3 protein-coding genes are annotated in these 3,134 nt (G+C 40.7%); 2 read left to right on the top strand and 1 reads right to left on the bottom strand.

The window, feature by feature from the left end; genetic code table 11:
- The coding region (locus tag AC1DWN_RS31155; RefSeq protein WP_477562736.1) for an ABC transporter permease family protein at positions 1-1,015 on the top strand (1,015 nt) is incomplete at its 5' end.
- 15 nt (positions 1,016-1,030) lie between these two features.
- Here the strand turns inward: AC1DWN_RS31155 and AC1DWN_RS31150 are convergent.
- Positions 1,031-1,450, bottom strand: a complete 420-nt coding sequence (locus tag AC1DWN_RS31150) for a GNAT family N-acetyltransferase (RefSeq protein ID WP_477562735.1) — start codon at positions 1,448-1,450, stop codon at positions 1,031-1,033.
- A gap of 447 nt (positions 1,451-1,897) precedes the next feature.
- Between AC1DWN_RS31150 and AC1DWN_RS31145 the strand changes: the two genes are divergently transcribed.
- Positions 1,898-3,134 (top strand): M48 family metallopeptidase (locus AC1DWN_RS31145; protein WP_477562734.1); only part of this gene is annotated, 1,237 nt, incomplete at its 3' end.

Here is a 3,134-nt window from a genome sequence, read left to right as displayed (position 1 = left end):
ACTCTCTACAGACCCCGAGCTAATCCATAGCTTGTTAAACCCTTTAGTTTATGAAAGCGGAGATGTCCTTAATACGTACAATTTCAGAATGGGTTTACTGAATATGCAAGTCAGTGTGAGTGCAGCAGCTGGTGTTATTCAGTTTGTTCTTCAATTGATACTTACGATAGCCGCTTATTTTATAGTAAGAGGGTCGTTCTTTAGTGAACTATTTAGCAGCTTCTCGCCTAATGACGATGTTCAAGCTGACAATAAAGGGCGCAGCATAGCAGGGACCATTATTGCAGCATTGTGCGCGTTAGCAGCGCTTCTCCCGATCTACTTCCTTTTTGTATACCCTTTTGTAGCAGGCAAAGAAGAAGGGAGCCTATCATTATTTGAACTGATCCCGATAGGGAACCTTATTCTATTTCTAATCATTAATTTTGCAGCAGTATTGATTTACTTGCTTATCACAGTTACTCTTGCTTATCCGTTAACCGTAAAGGCTTTACCTGGCCGTTGGTTATATAAGTTGTTCTTGATCGTTTTATTGGTAATGAGCACGGGATCAGTCAATGAGTACATGTTTTTTCACAATATGGGGATAACAAACACGATATTTCCTCAGCTGTTCACGGGGTTCTTCAATCTTGTAAGTGTATTTGTTTTAAAAAGTATTTTTAATAGCAAATACAGCGCTTTGAAAGCTGAGGCGGAGGCTGGCGTCAGAGGGGAGTTTGAAGCGTTTTTTACAATCTTCATTCCGAAAATATGGAAGCCGCTGCTGGCTCTCGGTATCCTTCAATTCGTGTCCATTTGGAATTCTTATCTACCTTCTTTGATGTATATATCAGATCCAAAAGCTTTTTCTCCTGTAATGAGGTTTGTGCAGCTCATGCAATCAGGTGAGCAGAATGTTCCTTTATTGCTACAAATGGGAGCGCTGCTTAGCTTGCCAGCGTACGTGCTGTTTCTGGTATTCCGCAAATGGATTACATCGGAAGTATTGATTAGTCAAATTCGCAAATTATAGGAAATAAGAGAAGAGCTATTTATCAAGAACGATAAACATTCCAGTCATGCCAGGCGCATGGTTTTCAAATCCAAACTGCTGGTAGAACGATTCTTTACCATGTGAAGCGAATAGTCCGACGAAAGCCGATCCGGCACAATGTGCAGAGATATAGGCCAGAAGCTTGTCGATGATCAACTTGCCTAAACCTTGTTTCTGATGCTCAGGTAATACGGCTACATCTTGTATATAATAGTACATAGCACCATCGCCGACTATTCGCCCCATGCCAATGATTTGATTATTACAAGCGATTACGACAGCATAAATAGAATTTGCTAAGGATGGTGCGGACACCTGTATATTGACGGTTCCCCAACCTACAACTTCCCAAAGTGTTTGATGCTCCACTACTGTAGGGGGACGTTCTATTAGTTGATATATTTGATGTGTCATAGTTAACCACCTATCTTAAAATAGTGTGGTTGCTTAATGAACAACCACTAATTAATTGTTGGTATTGTTCCAATTAAACTTCATTTCGATCAGCCTCCTCCCAAATAACAATAGTATAAATGAAAAAGTACCAAATTGTTAACGGTTTGGATGAAATTAAACGAAAATATGTTGTATTATAGATGGAATAGATAAAGGGAGGCAAATGTAGATGGGTGTTCCGGTAGGAATTTGGGTTGTTTCTGGAGTTATCGTTGTATTGCTTTCGTGGATGACCTTATGGATCACGAAGAAAGCATATTCCAAAAAATGGGATGACTCTGATCAATAGAAAACTGAAAATGGAGAGGGGCTCCCAGGCTAATAAGCCGGAGCTTCTTTTTTTTTACACGCCAGAAGGGAATTCGTGTATACTATTGGTATTGTTTTTAGAAGGGGTTGTATGAATTGAGTCCGAACTACACAGATCCGTCACTTATTCATCGGAAGGAGAATCGGTATTATGTTATTGCGCTAATTTTTAGTATTTTAGTGTATTTTGCTTTATTTATTTCGATAATCGGATGGTTTATTATACCGATAATAGTCATTCTTCCATTACTTGCACAAGCGCTAATGATGGCAAGTATTCGAATAAATGGCGTACGTATTTCAGAACGGCAATTCCCAGAGGTTTTTGAAGGGATCCAAGCACAGTGCAGCAGAATGGGCTTCTATAAGGTGCCGGACATATTCGTTATGGAATCAAGCGGTGTTCTCAACGCTTTCGCATCGCGTTTCTTTGGGCGTAATATGATTGTGCTTTATTCGGACTTATTCGAGTTGATCCAAACAGGCGGCAGCAAAGAGGTTTCTTTTGTTATCGCACATGAACTGGCTCATATTAAACGGAATCATTTGACCAAGCAATTGTTCATCCTTCCTGCGTTATGGTTTCCTTTTATTGGTGAGGCCTATTCGCGCGCTTGTGAATATACATGTGACCGGATGGCTACCTATTATTCCGAGGATGCTGAGGCAGCTATGAATGGGTTGATGATATTAGCGATTGGTAAGTCGTTATACAAAAGAGTCGATCGAGAAGAGTATGTCATGCAGAGCAGTCAAGAAAAGAGCTTTTTTGTCTGGTTAGCAGAAAGGCTCTCCACACATCCTCCATTGCCAAAACGTATTCATGCGATACAACAATATTCAGGTATAAGCTCCCCAGTTGTGTTTCAAACCTCCAAATTGGGCATTATTGTTGTCACTTCCATCGTATTTGTCATTTTAGGCGCGGCATCAATAGGTATTATATTCGCTGATAATATTACAAAGATAACAGAAACCTTCTTAGAGTCATCCGAGGATAAGTTGTTAGATGCGGCTGTAGAAGGCGATTTAGAGCTTGTTCAACAATTGCTGGATTCTGGAGGCGATCCAAATGTGTCGGATGAAGAGGGCTGGACTGCGCTTATGTGGGCCGCACAAAATAACGACAAGGCTATTGCTGCAGTCTTAATAGAGGCTGGTGCTGAACTAGATTTGGCAGAATTCACAAATGAAGAAACAGCTCTAACAGTTGCTTTGTACAATGATAGTAAAGAGACTGTTGTTTTGCTGCTTGAACAGGGGGCAAATCCAAATTTGCAAGACAGCTATGGCTGGACGCCGTTGATGACTGCAGCGTCGAATGGGTATATCG

Source organism: Paenibacillus sp. P4_A7 (genome assembly GCF_056402455.1).
Note: the sequence above shows the minus strand (reverse complement) of the source record. Positions and strands in the feature narration are given on the sequence as shown.

What these genes read in the sequence shown, in the direction of transcription:
- AC1DWN_RS31150 (WP_477562735.1), bottom strand. Translation starts at nt 1,450, where the DNA reads ATGACACATCAAATATATCAACTAATAGAACGTCCCCCTACAGTAGTG.